13 protein-coding genes and 1 pseudogene are annotated in these 12,608 nt (G+C 63.2%); 8 read left to right on the top strand and 6 right to left on the bottom strand.

The window, feature by feature from the left end; translation table 11 throughout:
• Positions 1-101 precede the first annotated feature (101 nt).
• Both BPRO_RS02260 and BPRO_RS02255 read right to left on the bottom strand, forming a co-directional pair.
• The gene (locus BPRO_RS02260; protein ID WP_011481428.1) at positions 102-2,063 is read right to left on the bottom strand and encodes an MFS transporter; all 1,962 of its coding nucleotides are present in this window, start codon (positions 2,061-2,063) and stop codon (positions 102-104) included.
• 80 nt (positions 2,064-2,143) lie between these two features.
• On the bottom strand, positions 2,144-2,950 hold the full coding sequence (locus BPRO_RS02255) for a hypothetical protein (protein ID WP_011481427.1): 807 nt from the start codon (positions 2,948-2,950) through the stop codon (positions 2,144-2,146).
• 379 nt (positions 2,951-3,329) lie between these two features.
• Here BPRO_RS02255 and BPRO_RS02250 point away from each other — a divergent pair, with 379 nt between their 5' ends.
• Positions 3,330-4,061, top strand: coding sequence for a helix-turn-helix domain-containing protein (locus BPRO_RS02250; RefSeq protein WP_011481425.1), 732 nt, complete (start codon positions 3,330-3,332; stop codon positions 4,059-4,061).
• On the opposite strand, the pseudogene BPRO_RS29260 reads toward BPRO_RS02250, so the two are convergent.
• Positions 4,056-4,658 (bottom strand): annotated as a pseudogene (locus BPRO_RS29260) (IS5/IS1182 family transposase); the annotation flags it as partial. The gene BPRO_RS02250 and the pseudogene BPRO_RS29260 overlap by 6 nt on opposite strands.
• Positions 4,659-4,829: 171 nt before the next feature.
• Here BPRO_RS29260 and BPRO_RS02245 point away from each other — a divergent pair.
• On the top strand, positions 4,830-5,093 hold the full coding sequence (locus BPRO_RS02245) for a BrnT family toxin (RefSeq protein WP_011481423.1): 264 nt from the start codon (positions 4,830-4,832) through the stop codon (positions 5,091-5,093).
• Positions 5,083-5,346, top strand: coding sequence for a type II toxin-antitoxin system BrnA family antitoxin (brnA, locus tag BPRO_RS02240; protein ID WP_011481422.1), 264 nt, complete (start codon positions 5,083-5,085; stop codon positions 5,344-5,346). The genes BPRO_RS02245 and brnA overlap by 11 nt, the downstream gene beginning before the upstream one ends.
• A 62-nt stretch (positions 5,347-5,408) precedes the next feature.
• Here brnA and BPRO_RS02235 read toward each other — a convergent pair whose 3' ends face one another.
• On the bottom strand, positions 5,409-6,701 hold the full coding sequence (locus tag BPRO_RS02235; RefSeq protein ID WP_011481421.1) for an FIST signal transduction protein: 1,293 nt from the start codon (positions 6,699-6,701) through the stop codon (positions 5,409-5,411).
• Positions 6,702-6,729: 28 nt separating this feature from the next.
• Positions 6,730-7,623 (bottom strand): PhaM family polyhydroxyalkanoate granule multifunctional regulatory protein, encoded by an 894-nt coding sequence (locus BPRO_RS02230; RefSeq protein WP_041388248.1) that lies wholly within the window; start codon positions 7,621-7,623, stop codon positions 6,730-6,732.
• A 197-nt stretch (positions 7,624-7,820) separates the two neighbouring features.
• On the opposite strand from BPRO_RS02230, the gene BPRO_RS02225 reads away from it, so the two are divergent.
• Positions 7,821-8,234 (top strand): VOC family protein, encoded by a 414-nt coding sequence (locus tag BPRO_RS02225; protein ID WP_011481419.1) that lies wholly within the window; start codon positions 7,821-7,823, stop codon positions 8,232-8,234.
• A gap of 59 nt (positions 8,235-8,293) precedes the next feature.
• Positions 8,294-8,896, top strand: a complete 603-nt coding sequence (locus BPRO_RS02220; protein WP_011481418.1) for a MarC family protein — start codon at positions 8,294-8,296, stop codon at positions 8,894-8,896.
• A 40-nt stretch (positions 8,897-8,936) separates the two neighbouring features.
• Here BPRO_RS02220 and BPRO_RS02215 read toward each other — a convergent pair whose 3' ends face one another.
• Complete coding sequence (locus tag BPRO_RS02215; protein ID WP_011481417.1) at positions 8,937-9,932, bottom strand: fumarylacetoacetate hydrolase family protein; 996 nt, start codon at positions 9,930-9,932, stop codon at positions 8,937-8,939.
• 271 nt (positions 9,933-10,203) lie between these two features.
• Here BPRO_RS02215 and BPRO_RS02210 point away from each other — a divergent pair, with 271 nt between their 5' ends.
• The 3 genes from BPRO_RS02210 to BPRO_RS02200 all read left to right on the top strand — a co-directional run bounded on the left by BPRO_RS02210 (position 10,204) and on the right by BPRO_RS02200 (position 12,593).
• Positions 10,204-11,001, top strand: coding sequence for an IclR family transcriptional regulator (locus BPRO_RS02210; protein WP_041389142.1), 798 nt, complete (start codon positions 10,204-10,206; stop codon positions 10,999-11,001).
• A complete protein-coding gene (locus BPRO_RS02205) occupies positions 10,998-12,179 on the top strand; it encodes a DUF3108 domain-containing protein (protein WP_011481415.1) in 1,182 nt (393 codons plus the stop codon). Before BPRO_RS02210 ends, BPRO_RS02205 begins: the two co-directional genes overlap by 4 nt.
• Positions 12,180-12,311: 132 nt before the next feature.
• On the top strand, positions 12,312-12,593 hold the full coding sequence (locus BPRO_RS02200) for a BTH_I0359 family protein (protein ID WP_011481414.1): 282 nt from the start codon (positions 12,312-12,314) through the stop codon (positions 12,591-12,593).
• Positions 12,594-12,608 lie beyond the last annotated feature (15 nt).

The raw sequence follows: 12,608 nt of genomic DNA, 5'->3' as shown, positions 1-12,608 counted from the left end.
GTTGTTGCGGTGCATGTAATGTGCCGCGGCGCCCCAAAACTTCACGCAGATACCGATACAGTTACCATGAAATGGTCTCTCGGTATCAGTTTTTGATACTTTCAGGCATCCATGAGAGCGGCCACGCGTGTTCGCAGCGCTTCCGGTTGCACGTCGGCAGGCGCGATGGCGGGCCCTGCATTCAGGCCGACCCGGCTGAAAAGACCGCGCCGGAAGGGCCGCACCATCGCCACCTGTTCGCCGCGCACCTGCTCCACCCGGCTGAAGAATGAGCCCCACAGGTTGGTTAAAGCCATCGGAATGACCGGCACGCTGAGGCCATCGCGCTCGGCGTTCTCGAGGATTTTCATGATGCCGGCCTTGAACACCTGGAGCTCGCCATCCCTGGTGATGCCCCCCTCGGGGAAGATGGCCAGCAAATCACCATTGCGCAGGACCCTGGCAGCCGCCTCGAACGCGGCTTCATAGGCCACCGGATCTTCCGCGCGCGGCGCAATCGGAATCGCCTTGGCCAGCCGGAACAGCCAGCCCAGCACCGGCATTTTGAAAATGCGGTGGTCCATCAGGAAATAAATCGGCCGCGGGCTGGCAGCCATCAGCAGCACCGGGTCGACGAAGCTGACGTGGTTGCAGGTCAGCACGGCAGCGCCCTGCGCCGGGATGTTGTCATCGCCCTGTATCTTGAAGCGGTAGACCAGGCGCGACGCGACCAGCGCGATAAAGCGCAACAGATATTCCGGCACCAGCAGGAAGATATAGAACCCCACCACCGCATTGGCCAGCCCCACAAGCAGGAAGATCTGCGGAATGCTGAATCCGGACTTGAGCAGCGCGCCAGCCAGGATGGCGCTGACGATCATGAACAGCGCATTGAGGATGTTGTTGGCCGCGATGATGCGGGCCCGGTGGGTGGGTGGGCTGCGCAGCTGGATCAAGGCATACATGGGCACGCTGTACAGGCCAGCGAAAAGGCTCAGCAGCGCCAGGTCGATCATGACGCGCCAGTGCGCCTGATGCAGCATGAACGCGCCCACGCTCATGACGGGCGCCGGAGGCAGGCCGCGCGATGCGAAGTAGAGATCCACCGCAAACACGCTCATGCCGATGGCGCCCACCGGCACCAGTCCTATTTCAACGTGTCGCTTGCTGAGCACTTCGCACAACAGCGACCCGGTGGCAATACCGATGGAGAACACGACCAGCAGCAAAGACGCCACCTGCTCGTTGCCGTGCAGCACCTCTTTGGCAAAACTCGGGAACTGGCTCAAAAACACCGCGCCAAAGAACCACATCCAGCTGATCCCCAGCATGGAGCGGAACACCACCACGTTGTCGCGGGCGAGCCTGAGGTTGCGCCAGGTTTCCGTCACGGGGTTCCAGTTGATCCTGAGGCCCGGGTCTGTCGCTGGCGTGAGCGGAATGAACTGCGAGACAGCCCGGCCGACCAGGGCGAGCAACACGCAGGCGATGGCCACATAGTCCGGCCCGACCTGGGGCACGGCCACCATCAGGCCGCCCACGACCTGGCCCAGCAAGATGGCCACAAAAGTCCCCATCTCGACCATGCCGTTGCCGCCGGTCAGCTCGCGCTCATTGAGCGCCTGCGGCAGGTAGGCGAACTTGACCGGGCCGAAGATTGTCGAATGCAGCCCCATCAGGAACGTGCAGCCCAACAGCACGGGCACCTGGACGTTGGCGTTGTTGCTCATGAACCCGGCCGCCGCGATCAGCATGATCACCACTTCCAGGTTCTTGACGAAGCGGATCACGCGGGTTTTTTCGAACTTGTCGGTGAGTTGCCCGCTGGTGGCCGAAAACAGCAGGAAAGGCAGGATGAACAGCGCCCCGATCACCAGCCCCGCCAGTGCCGGCGGCAGCCAGCTCACACTGAGCTGGTAGGTCACCATCACGGTGAAGGCGAACTTGAACAGGTTGTCGTTGGCCGCCCCCGAAAACTGCGTCCAGAAAAAAGGCGCGAAGCGGCGCTGCTTGAGCAGCGCGAACTGGTTCGGGTGCTCGTGGGCGGCCGGCGGGGCTACCAGGGCGCTGGTATCAACACTCATGCGGGACTCCTCAGTTCGTTTTATGGCTGGCGGTGTAGCCGTGGCAAAAGGCATGGCCCCCGGCGGCAGATCCTGTTGGCTCAGGCGGTGATCTGCAGGGATTCTGCCTTGGTTTTCCGCGTGGGTATCAGCGCAGCCACCACCGGCCACGCGGTACAACTCGCCACCACATGTTTCAGGCTGTGGCCCGACACGAGGTGGCCCGTCCAGTCAAAGACCAGCTGATCTCCGAACTCAAAGAGTTTTGCCAACGCATATATGGCAACGACTGTCGCCCAGCGAATGGGCGAATCCCCTGACGCCATGGGAATCTCATCAGCCAGCGGCGGCAGGCAGGCCAGCCAGACAATCAGGCCCATGCCGCCGAACTGCAGGAGGCCCCACGGCAGCGCATTGCCCGAGCTCAGCCAGACTCCGACGGCGCAGGGCCCCAGCACCAGCATCGCCGCGCCCAGGGCGAGACCTGCACGGGCACTGACGCGCTCGGCAGCGGCCAGCCCCAGCAAGCCGGCAAAAGCAACGGCCATGCCCAAGCGGTCCACCGCCAGGCCCAGGTCATCGGGCTGCCAGTGGTACCACGCAGAAGTTGCCGCCGTGGCCAGCAGGCCGGTAAAGAACAGGGCCGCCAGGCCGTGCCGCGCTGTGAGGCCAACGGGCCCGGTAGCCCGACGCCGCCACACAAGACAGCCCAGGCCCGCCGCACCCCACAGCGCAAACGGCAGGTTGCTCAGCACATTCAGCGTGAAGGGAATACGCCCCCACGCTCGCTGATCGGCAAGGTCATGCGCGTGGGCTGGCTCTGCCACAAACGGCCCGGCGACGGCCGCGAGCAGCAACACCAGCACAGCGCCCCACAGCAGGCGCTCGGGTTTTTCAAGTTGGAACATGGTGGAAGTTCTTTCAACCTAGAAACGGCAGTTGGATGCGCCCGAGTGCGCCGTGATCGGCGTGCCAGGCAAGGCGTGACAACGCAGTGGGCTCTTGCCCACAAGGCGGAGCAACGCCGCATGGCGCGTCGAGCATGGTGCAATCGGACGCATAGCGCTGTCACCCAGAAGGTGAACGCAATCGAAGAGGGGAAAGTCAATGGGCATACGGCTTTCCTGAAGTTTGCAAGCGGTCAACTGCTGTTTCTAGGTTCAATATAAGTGGGCGCAGTCTGAGCGCACAAGCTGAAAATCTTTCCAGGTATCGATACAAACTGAATTTCTACGACCAGAAGTATCGATAATCAATACCAGAGAGTTTTCCCAAGGAGCTTTTCCAATGAGCACAAGCGCCGACCTGGTCACAGTCCTGAAGAAGGAACTCAAGGCCGCCCAGATGACCTATGCCGATCTGGCCCGCGCCCTCGGCATGGCCGAGTCCAGCGTCAAGCGCATGCTGGCCAAGGGCGACATGCCGCTGTCGCGCATCGATGCCATTTGCCGCGCCCTGAAACTGGACTTTTCCGAACTGGCCAGGCGCGTCGCGGATACCCAGCCGCTGCTGGCGGAACTCACGGAAGTGCAGGAAAAGGCGGTGGTGGCCGACAAGAAGCTTTTGCTGGCGGCGATTTGCGTGCTGTCACAGTGGACGCTGGAGCAGATGACGGACAGCTACCGCCTGTCGGAGGCCGAGTGCATCAAGTATCTGGCGCAGCTGGACCGCATCGGCATCATCGAACTCAAGCCGATGAACCGCTACCGGCTCAAACTCGCCAAGACCTTCCGCTGGCGGCCGCACGGCCCGGTGATGGATTACTTCCGCGACAACGCCTTGCTCGATTACTTTTCAGGCGGCTTCGATGGCGCCGGTGAAGGCCTGTTGCTGGTGCACGGCTCCATCAGCCGCAGCCTGGCACCCTCGTTTCTGGAACGCATGCAGCGCGTGGCGCAAGACTTTGCCCAGCAACACCAGGCCGACCAGAAACTGGCCGACAAGGACCGCGAGGGCTACACCTTGCTGCTGGCCATGCGGAGCTGGGAATTTGAGGCGTTTGCGGCGCTGCGGCGTTGAGGCGCTGAGTTGCCGGGCCATGGGTGCCGGCTGGGCCATGTCGCTGCCGGCGTTGACCACGTCCATGCCGACGATGACCTGGCCTTCGCACTCGGTGGCGAACTGCACATTGAAGGCGGGTCGAAAGCAGCCGTCGCCCATCTTCATGACACGTGCGTCGGCGTCGGTGGTGCTCGCTCTGGCGTCTTCGGCCTTGCCACCGTTGCGCTTCTTGGCCGCGGCCACTTCGGGCAGTTGCTCCAGTGCCGCCTGGATGCGCTGCTCTCGCTCTTGGGCGGCACGCAGCTGGGCCGCCTGCGCCTGACACTTGGCAAGGCCGGGGGCTGTCTGGGCCTGTGTCTTGATCGTCTGCACCCACTCGCGCGCCTGGCTCAGGTGTTCGTCCAGGCTGGCCTGGCGGCGAAACGAGGCCGCACCGGCGTCGGCGCGCACGCGCATGCCGTCTTGCGCCACCCGCTCCAGGCTGATCGCACCCACGGCGGCCAATGCGGCCACGTTGTCAGTGAGCAATTCGTCCATCAGCACTTCGTTGCCGGCACGAAAGTCGTTGAGCGCGTGGTAGTTCACCGACACGCCCCCGCAAATCCACCGGTATGGCCCATGACGCGAAGCTCGCTGCCTGTCTTGCCCTTGCGGTAGAGCCGGGCATCAGCGTCAGTTGTCGATTGGTGCGTCTCGTTGCTGCGCTGAGGGGTTTGGCTGGAAAAACCGACGTTAGCAGCTTGGATGGCCGCAGAAAAACACCAATAAAGGTATAATTTCTATACCATGAACTCCTTCGAATTTGACGAATCCAAAAGCGAGTCCAACTTTTTAAAGCACCACATCAACTTTATTGATGCGCAGCTTCTATGGAATGATCCACGGCTATTGGAGATTCCGGCAAAAACGGAGGATGAGCCCCGGTATCTGGTGATCGGGCTTATCAATGGCAAACACTGGTCAGCGGTGGTCACCTACAGGGGTGCCAATATTCGACTTATTTCTGTCCGTCGTGCGCGAACCGAGGAGGTAGCACTGTATGAAAGCTAAAACTTTTGAGCAACAGTTTGACGAGGGCGTGGACATCACGGCTTCTCTGGATTTATCCAAAGCAAAACGTGTGCTGCAGGTGCAAAAGCGCGTGAATGTCGATTTCCCTGCGTGGATGATTGACTCGCTGGACCGGGAAGCCAGCAAGCTCGGCGTCACCCGGCAGTCGGTTATCAAGGTCTGGCTTGCTGAGCGACTTGAGGAGTCCGCTTCCAACACCTCTCGCCGACGAATGCGCGCCGAGGGGACGTAGCAGCGCTGAACCGAAACACTGAGTGAAAACTGAACCCAGGTTTCCCCAGCACGCTCACACGCTCAGTCCGCCGCGGCGAACACCGTGAGCACGCCGGTGTAGCCATACAGGTGGTGGCGCGCGATTTCACCGCCCGCAAAAAACCCCACCAGCGGCACATCGCCCAGCGCACGCCGCACGATCTGCAGCTCGGCACTGGGCGCGCCAAAGTGCGGGCCGCCGCGACCCGAGCAGCTGACATAGATGGCGCCGGCGATTCGCCGGGCCGGGTGCGGCGCGGCGTCGGCTGGCACACCGCCGAGGGCGCTGGCGACATCCAGCGTGACTTCTTCAGGCTCCAGCTCTTCGCGGATTTCGGCGCAGACCCGAATCAGGTCGGCACGCGCGGCCTGCGCATTGCGTTCGCAAAAAGCCAGCTTCATGCCCACGTGGGGGACTTCGGCGATCGCGATACCTTTGCGCGCCGGGTCCAGTCCGATCACGTGGCGCACCACCACTTCCGCGCCAAACTGCCCCGCCCGCCGGCTGCGGGCATCATGCAGGCTGTCTTCGGGGCGGCTCAGGCCCACCAGCGTCGTGCGCACCCGGGCCAGGGCCTCGCGCGGCTGGTCCAGCGATACTTTCAGATCTTCCAGCATCACATCCAGTGCCGGCTGGCCGTCCAGCCCGGTCACCACATTGCTCTCGCAGGCGGTGATGTCGTGATTTGCCGAGACGGGCTGGCAGCCCTGCGTGATGCGCGACATCAGGACCATGCCGCCCGATGGGTCGCGCGCGAACGCGACACCACTCAGGCCGCCGTTGAACACACCGCCGGCCGCGCCGTGCCCCTTGACGTTGCCGTGGCCGCTGAAGGCAAACTGCACCGTGCTGGAGCGGCTCGACGCCAGACCGCCAAAGACGTAACCGCTCTCGGTCCGCTGGGCCATCTCGTCAATCAGTTCTGCAACGTCGGGGGTGCCGGCATCGGCATGCACCAGCGCGGTATGCGCCTTGAAGCGGCCGCTGGCCGCCGGGGGCAAGGGCGACACGCCGGAAAACACGCGGTACTGGTCGTGCGGCAGTTCGCAGAGCATCACCGCCAGCGCGGGCTCGTCAAAATACTCGACGTTGTTCGACGCGATACCCACGCCCACCGTGCCACTCCAGTCGGTGATGTCGGGCAGCTCGGCGCTCAGGTGATCGAGGATGTCCTGCGCATGGACGGCGTAATGATCGGTGATGTAGAGCAATGCCAGTGTGGGCGCACGGGCATAACCGGGCAAGGTCATGTGGGCACGCAACTGGGCGAGCACAAGGCCGGCCGCCATCTGCCATTGCGGATGGGTGGCATGGCCATAGGGAAAAAGCTTCATGGGATCCCGGCAGACGAATTCAAGGCGTTCAAGGTGTGGTTTTTCGGACCGTACTGCGCGCGGTCTTGCGCGCCGGCGTTTTGGCTTTGGGGCCTGACGGGGATTGCGCAGCCGACGACGCCATGGAGGCCGGTGTAGGCCAGTCCTGGGCACTGCGCAGCGCGGTGTTCATGGCGGCACGCGCCCCGCCGGCCACCGTTTTCCCGGCGCTTTCAGCCATGCCTTTGGCCAGACCCGTGGCCATGTCGGTGGCCGTTTTCACCGCATCCTTGGCCAGCCCGGCGGCCATGTTTTTGGTGGTGTCCACGGCGGTCTTTCGGGCGACATCTTTCATTGCATCCGCTGCAATGGTCTGGAACTGCTGGGTCAGGGCGCCCCACCACTGCATCGGGTCGACCACACCGCCCGCGGCAGCAGTCGCATCGGAAGATTTGGCTGCCGCCACTTTGGCTTTTGCCTTGGCCTTGGCCCTGGCTTTTTCCGCCGTGTCTTCGCTGGCTTGTGCATTCGCCTGATGGCCGTTAAAAGCCGAAGGCGGAATCTCCAGCCCGGAAAAAGTCTTGGCCTTGTCGGCCACACCGTCGGCTACCTTGAGCTTGAAGGCGTTGGCCATGTCGCCCATGTTGAAGTTCATGCCCCGGAGCGTCGCCAGGGTCATCTTCTGCACTTCCAGCGCCTGGATGGTGGCCTTGAGTGCGGTGGCATTCTGGTCGAGCCAGAACTGCACGGCCTTGAGCTCGTCGATGCGCTTGTCCAGCTCTTCGACATTGAGCGTGGGTGCGACCCAACTCCCCAGCTTGGGCAACTGCGGAATGCTTTGCGACGCACTGTCCGCCGCCTGTTTCGCCAGGTTTTGCAGGAAGTCAAAACCGGGCACAAGCTTGCCGAAGCCGGCAAAAGAATTGTTGTCTGCGTCACTCATGGTTGTCTCCTGCCAGGTTGGGCACTGTTGCGGGTCCGGATAAGTTGCCATGCCATGAGCCTCATGAAATGAGGCCAGGATGCGCCTTCATTGTGCAACGTCATGGCGGCACGTCAACCGATTTTTGTACGGCGGGACGGCGACCGGGACACTGGACGATCGGCCTCAAACTCCACCCGCCTGCTAAGCTTGGCGCCATGAAAAGCCTGTTTCACTTTGCCTTCAATGTCAGGGACCTGGACCTCGCACGCAGCTTTTATGGTGGCGTCCTGGGGTGCACCGAGGGCCGCTCTACCGACACCTGGGTCGACTTCGACTTTTTTGGCCACCAGATTTCGCTGCACCTGGGCGAGCCGTTCAAAACAGAGCGCACCGGCCATGTGGGCGACAAGCTGGTGCCCATGCCCCACTTCGGACTGGTGCTGGCCCTGCCGGACTGGCAGGCCCTGGCCCAGCGCCTGCAGGCGGCCCACACCGAATTCGTGCTGGCGCCACAGGTGCGCTTTGAGGGCGAGCCCGGCGAGCAATGGACGATGTTTTTTTGCGATCCGTTTGGCAACCCCATCGAGATCAAGGGCTTCCGCTCGCTGGAGGCGCTTTACGCCAGCTGAGCGTGACTGTGATGCCCCGGTTCACTCCCTGATCTTCAGCCACTCACCGCGCTGCCGCCATGGCCTATACCTTTGCTTCAGCCACCGTCTTGCTGCTGCTGATCACGGATCCGCTGGGCAACATTCCCATCTTTGTCAACGCCCTGCGCGGCGTGGCCCCCGAGCGCCGCATGCGCGTCGTCCTGCGGGAGGTGCTGATTGCCTTCCTGCTGCTGCTGGCCTTCATGTTTGTCGGCGACGGCTTTCTGCGCCTGATGAACCTGAGCGACCTGTCGCTGCAAATCGCCGGCGCCGTGGTGATGTTCCTGATCGCGCTGCGCATGATTTTCCCCTCGGCCCAGCCGGAGGCCGCGCCCCTGCAGGGTGAGCCGCTGATCGTGCCGTTGGCCATCCCCGGGCTGGCCGGCCCCTCGGCGCTGGCCACGGTGATGCTGCTGGTCTCGCAGGCGCCGGCGCGGCGGCTGGAATGGATTGCCGCGCTGAGCGTGACCATGGTGGTCTGCGCGGTGGTGCTGGTACTGTCCGAGCGGATTCAGCGCATCGCGGGCGACCGCGTCATGATGGCCTTTGAACGGCTGATGGGCCTGATCCTGGTGGCCATCTCGGTGGAAATGCTGCTGCGCGGCCTGAAACTCTTTGTGGCGCAGCTCGGCCAGCCGTAAACCCGCCCCTCCCCCGGCGGGGATTTCAGGTTGAATCGGGTTAACGCAGCGGCGCAACCTTCTGCTCAATCGCACCAAACACCGACAGCCCATCCTTGCCCTTGACCTCGATGCGGATGGTGTCGCCAAACTTCATGAACGGCGTTTTGGGCTTGCCGTCCTCGATGGTTTCAATCGCACGCTTTTCGGCAATGCAGCTGTAGCCATGGCTCCAGTCCTTGTTGCTCACGGTACCCGAACCCACAATGCTGCCGGCGCGCACATTGCGGGTTTTGCAGATGTGGGCAATCAGCTGCCCGAAGTGAAAGGTCATCTCGGGTCCGGCCTCGCACATGCCGACCTTGCGGCCGTTCCAGGTGCTTTGCAGCGTCATGTGCAGGCGGCCCTTGTCCCAGGCATTTTCTCCGTTGAACACCAGTTCATCCAGCGTCACCGCGACCGGGCTGAAGGCCGTGGCCGGCTTGCTCTGGAAAAAGCCGAAGCCTTTGGCCAACTCGTCGGGTATGAGGTTGCGCAGCGACACGTCGTTGGCCAGCATCACGAGGCGTATGCCTTCGAGCGCCTGCTCGGGCGTGGCGCCCATGGGCACGTCGGCCGTGATCACGGCGACCTCGGCTTCAAAGTCGATGCCGAACTCTTCGCTGGCAACCACCACGTTGTCACAGGGGCCGGCGAAGTCGTCGCTGCCACCCTGGTACATCAGCGGGTCGGTGTAGAAGGAGGCAGGCACTTCCGCATTGCGGGCCTTGCGCACCAGCTCCACATGGTTGATGAAGGCCGAGCCGTCGGCCCATTGGTAGGCGCGCGGCAGCGGCGCCATGCATTGCGCCGGCTCAAACGGGAAGGCGTGGCGCGCCTTGCCGTTGTTGAGTGTTTCGTAAAGGTCCTGCAGCTGGGGCGACAGGAAGTTCCAGTCGTCCAGCACCTGCTGCAGTTTGCTGGCAATGCCCGTCGCATAATGGGCGGTGGCAAGATCGCGCGACACCACAACGAGCTGGCCGTCGCGGGAACCGTCTTTGTAAGTGGCGAGTTTCATCAATATCCTGATTGGGTGGCTGGCGGGTTTTCTTCAGTGTTGCATCGCAAAAAGCACACTGGATTGTGCCGTCCCTGAAGGGCTCCGACGCTTCGCGGCACCCTGCCGCAGCCCGGGGAACGCCTCAAAACCTGAAAATCATTGTTTCGCGTTACGATAAGTGAAATCAGTTTACCTAAATGTAATTCGAAATTCTCTCACTTTCATGAACGCTCCTCCTGGCTCCCTCGACACCCCGCTCGCCGCGCCGCCTGCTGCGCCACTCACCGATCTGCCGCCCCAGCGCGCGGGCATTCAGTCGGTGGAAGTTGGGTTCAGCCTGCTGGGGGTGCTGGCCGCAGCACCCGGCCCGCTGATGCTGCGCGACCTGGCGGCGGCGGCGGGCATGAGCGCGGCCAAAGCGCACCGCTATCTGGTGAGCTTCCAGCGCCTCGGGCTGGTCACGCAGGATGCCGGCTCCACGCGCTACGACCTGGGGCCAGCCGCGCTCAAGTTAGGGCTCGCTTCCCTTTCCCGGCTTGACAGCGTGAAGCTGGCACGCCAACGCCTGCAGCCGCTGATGGAGCACATTGGCCAGACCCTGGCACTGGCGGTCTGGGGCAATCAGGGCCCGACCATCGTTCACTGGGAGGAGTCGCCCCAGGCCGTCACCGTCAACCTGCGCCTGGGCGACGTGATGCCGCTGCTGTCATCGGCCACGGGCCTGTGCTTTGCGGCCTTCATGCTGAACCAGCATGCGTCGCAAAACCGGCTGGCCGCCTTGCTCAAGGACGAACTGGCACGCACCCAGAAGCTGGGGCGCAAGGATCTGCCCACCAGCATGGCCAAAGCGACCGCGCTGCTGGACGAGGTGCGCCAGCGCGGCCTGGCACGCGTCGTGGACACCCTGCTGCCCGGCGTGGCCGGTTTCTGTGCGCCGGTGTTTGATGCCGACGGCCATCTGGCGCTGGGCATGGTGGCGCTGGGCTCGCTGGCCACGTTTGATCCGGCCTGGGACGGTGCGGTGGCCCGACCACTGGCGGCAGCCGCCCGGCAACTTTCCAGCGATCTGGGGTTCACAGGGGCATGAACAGCGTGCTGGCAGCACCAGGGGTGGCTTCGGGGGTTTCGCGCACTGCCCCCCCCCGGCGAGCGCTGGGCATGCTGGCCGTGCTGGTGCTCGCCGTACACACGCTGCTGCTGCGAACGACGCCCGACCGGTTTGGCCCGGAAACGGACCCGGCATCCACCCGCAGCCGCGCCGCGCCGGCATTTGTCACACGCAGCATTGAGGTCCCGCCACCGTCCAAGGTGCTTCCCCCGCCAGCAGCGCCTCCTGCGGTCAAGCCCGTGGTCAAGGCCCCGGTCAAACCCAAAAGGCCTCCTGTTCCTGTTCAAGAAAATGAGGCCGTAGCCGCTGATTCACCTGCGCAGCCGGCTACTGATTCTGTCGCTCCTCAAGCTCCCGACTCACTCGCGGTCAGCGAATCTCCTGCCGCGCCCAGCGCGGACAGCGTGCCGCTCCCGGCGGCCGATACAGCCACCGCATCGAATTCAACGGCCAATACACCACCGGAGGCCACGGCGCCACCGCCACCCGCCGGCGCCAGCCAGACACCGGTGACCGCAATAGCCCTGCCGCCCAGCGTCAGGCTGGCCTACAAGATGACCGGTCAGGCCAAGGGCATGACCTACCACGCGAACGCCGAACTCGGCTGGCATCAGGCGGGCGGCAGCTATGACGCCCGCATGACCGTGAGCGCGCTGTTTCTGGGCTCGCGCAGCATGGCCAGCACTGGCCAGGTAGACGCCGGGGGGCTGGCGCCCACGCGCTTTTCGGACAAATCGAGAAGCGAAGTCGCCGCCCATTTCGAGGCCGACAAAGCCCGGATCACCTTCAGCGCCAATACGCCCGCCGTCCCCTGGATCAAGGGTGCCCAGGACCGGGTGAGCGTGTTTTTACAGCTGGGCGGCATGCTGGCCGGCAGCCCGGCCAGCTTTCCGGTGGGCTCCAGCATTTCGCTGTATACCGTGGGCCCGCGCGACGCGGATACCTGGACCTTTCTGGTGGAGGCAGAGGAAAGCGTGAGCCTGCCCTTTGGGGACATCGTCGCCCTCAGGCTCACGCGCCAGCCGCGCCGTGAATACGATCAGAAAGTGGAAGTCTGGTACGCGCCCTCACTGGGCTACCTGCCGGTGCGCAGCAAAATAACCCAGTACAACGGCGATTTTGTGGACCAGCAGCTCAATACCGTGAATAAATTCTGAAAACCGCTGCGCAAGTTGCCATAAAACGCCGTAGCGTGACTTCTTGCCTGCCTATGCGGCGTATTGCGGCTTACCCTGTCCTCTTGAAACCTGGCACCAACGTTGCTATGTAAAAGGGCAAAGGACATCACCATGCACATGCTTTACGACTCCGACTCTTTTGTGGTGGTTCAGATTCACGCAAACGCGCCCGAAGAATCTGCGCCGGCACCCGCCGTTCCCCAGCTGGCGCGCCACGGCTTTGAAATCGTGGACAAACGGTCGGGCAAAGAGGTATACCTCGACGGCTCGTGGGCAGAAATGTTCCAGCAGCGCCTGAGTGCCTGGGCGCAAAAAACACCGACCCAGGAAGAAATCGAAGACACGCTCGAAGGCTACAGCGGGCTGGCCAATACGCCGATATCGTTGCACTAGGGCCCCCACGGTCGC

This window comes from Polaromonas sp. JS666, from assembly GCF_000013865.1.
GTDB lineage: Bacteria > Pseudomonadota > Gammaproteobacteria > Burkholderiales > Burkholderiaceae_C > Polaromonas.
This window is presented reverse-complemented; position numbering and strand designations above follow the sequence as displayed.

Bases quoted from the DNA above. Each gene is read 5' to 3' on its own strand.
- BPRO_RS02260 (WP_011481428.1), bottom strand. From the start codon at position 2,063: ATGAGTGTTGATACCAGCGCCCTGGTAGCCCCGCCGGCCGCCCACGAG.
- BPRO_RS02255 (WP_011481427.1), bottom strand. From the start codon at position 2,950: ATGTTCCAACTTGAAAAACCCGAGCGCCTGCTGTGGGGCGCTGTGCTG.
- BPRO_RS02250 (WP_011481425.1), top strand. From the start codon at position 3,330: ATGAGCACAAGCGCCGACCTGGTCACAGTCCTGAAGAAGGAACTCAAG.
- BPRO_RS02245 (WP_011481423.1), top strand. From the start codon at position 4,830: ATGAACTCCTTCGAATTTGACGAATCCAAAAGCGAGTCCAACTTTTTA.
- brnA (WP_011481422.1), top strand. From the start codon at position 5,083: ATGAAAGCTAAAACTTTTGAGCAACAGTTTGACGAGGGCGTGGACATC.
- BPRO_RS02235 (WP_011481421.1), bottom strand. From the start codon at position 6,701: ATGAAGCTTTTTCCCTATGGCCATGCCACCCATCCGCAATGGCAGATG.
- BPRO_RS02230 (WP_041388248.1), bottom strand. From the start codon at position 7,623: ATGAGTGACGCAGACAACAATTCTTTTGCCGGCTTCGGCAAGCTTGTG.
- BPRO_RS02225 (WP_011481419.1), top strand. From the start codon at position 7,821: ATGAAAAGCCTGTTTCACTTTGCCTTCAATGTCAGGGACCTGGACCTC.
- BPRO_RS02220 (WP_011481418.1), top strand. From the start codon at position 8,294: ATGGCCTATACCTTTGCTTCAGCCACCGTCTTGCTGCTGCTGATCACG.
- BPRO_RS02215 (WP_011481417.1), bottom strand. From the start codon at position 9,932: ATGAAACTCGCCACTTACAAAGACGGTTCCCGCGACGGCCAGCTCGTT.
- BPRO_RS02205 (WP_011481415.1), top strand. From the start codon at position 10,998: ATGAACAGCGTGCTGGCAGCACCAGGGGTGGCTTCGGGGGTTTCGCGC.
- BPRO_RS02200 (WP_011481414.1), top strand. From the start codon at position 12,312: ATGCACATGCTTTACGACTCCGACTCTTTTGTGGTGGTTCAGATTCAC.